This window comes from Microvirga sp. KLBC 81 (genome assembly GCF_003075415.1).
GTDB lineage: Bacteria > Pseudomonadota > Alphaproteobacteria > Rhizobiales > Beijerinckiaceae > Microvirga.
This window is the reverse complement of the sequence record NZ_QDAH01000240.1, coordinates 1-1,381: the sequence shown is the minus strand read 5'-3', so window position 1 is coordinate 1,381 and position 1,381 is coordinate 1. Positions and strand designations below refer to the sequence as shown.

Sequence of the window (1,381 nt, the reverse complement as noted above, 5' to 3'; positions counted from 1 at the left end):
CAGCCTGAACGCTGACCGCGCCTCAACAGCTCTAATGCATAATGAATTCGCCAGCAGTATCTTTTTCGAAGCAAGTCCAAGTGTTATTGAGCGGCGACGCTCCACATAGCGCTATCAGCATAATTGGCGCCCTGTACGTTGCTCTTCGCGTTCAAAGTCTGGTTTCACGACAGGAACCGTCGAGATGTCAGAGCCTCCAATCAAGCTCTCAGTACACAGTGTCACGATTGCGAAACAGATCGAGACGCTCCCGAATGGCCTCCGCGGAAACAGTAGCTGCACGCAGTACCTGCTGTCGAGATACCTGGGCGCGGCTGCTCGGAAAGCGCATAGCCGACGGACCTCACGGTCCGTATGAGATCCTGTCCGCCGGCCTCATTGAGCGCCGCGCGCAAGCGGCCAATGTGAACATCAATGGTGCGGGGACCAACATGAACACCGCGCGGCCAAGTTGCATTCTGCAGTTCATCCCTGGAGTGCACTCTGTGTGGGCTCTTCATGAGATGGTGCAGAAGGCGGAACTCGGTTGGAGTGAGACGAATCGTGCGGCCGCTTCGCCATACGCAATAACTGGTCACATCCAGTTCGAGATCGAGAAAGGTCAGCAGGTCTCGTGGGCCGAGGACGCGACCCCGATGCGATTTGTGCCAGACCGCACCAATACTTATCATCAGTGTCTCGGGCGAGAATGGTCTGCTGAGATACTGGTCGGCGCCGGACTCGAGGATCTCTTGCTGACTTGCTTCGTCACCTTCGGCCGCAAACACGACAATCGACCTCGACTGCATCCGGCGGTCCAGGCGCAGGCATGCACAGAGTGTCTGCGTCTCAACACCGGGTAGCCATGATTCGAGAAGCAGCACGTCCGGCGTCAGCTCCCGGAGGCGCTTGGCCAACGCTTCCCCATCACTCACCCCCGCGACAACAAGGCCTTTGCTCTTTACGGTATATTCTAGAAACGAGCGAAAGCTCTCGTCTGCCGCAGCGATTAGCACCATCGGCGGTGGCAGGGAGCCTTGGTCAATATCGTCATTAGACATCGCGTCAACCCTTCAGATGTAGCTTCGACCGGCCGCTCGATGTCATGGCTCTGTCGAGAGTCCAGACTTTTGACGCGAAGGATGGTGTGCAGGGTGCCGATCATGCGGCAGGAATTTCAACTTGCTCGGCAATGCCAGATTTGAATTGTAAACGTACTTCGCTTGTTTGCTCATTATATGAACCATCTCGAAGCTTGACAGGATAATTGCCGCCGGCACCTTTGCCTTGAGGCCCAGCGTGGATCGGATGCGACGCTTGCTATGCCGGTGATCCTGCTCAATCCGATTGTTCAGATAAGCACTTTGCCGAATGCGAATGGGTTTCATACGACGCCGCGAGC

At 56.2% G+C, this 1,381-nt stretch carries 1 protein-coding gene and 1 pseudogene; both read right to left on the bottom strand.

What is annotated here, in order from left to right:
- Positions 1-221 precede the first annotated feature (221 nt).
- Positions 222-998 (bottom strand): winged helix-turn-helix domain-containing protein, encoded by a 777-nt coding sequence (locus DC522_RS33500; RefSeq protein ID WP_245444765.1) that lies wholly within the window; start codon positions 996-998, stop codon positions 222-224.
- 142 nt (positions 999-1,140) lie between these two features.
- A pseudogene (locus DC522_RS33495) lies at positions 1,141-1,381 on the bottom strand (DDE-type integrase/transposase/recombinase); the annotation flags it as partial.

What these genes read in the sequence shown, in the direction of transcription:
- DC522_RS33500 (WP_245444765.1), bottom strand. Translation starts at nt 998, where the DNA reads ATGGTGCTAATCGCTGCGGCAGACGAGAGCTTTCGCTCGTTTCTAGAA.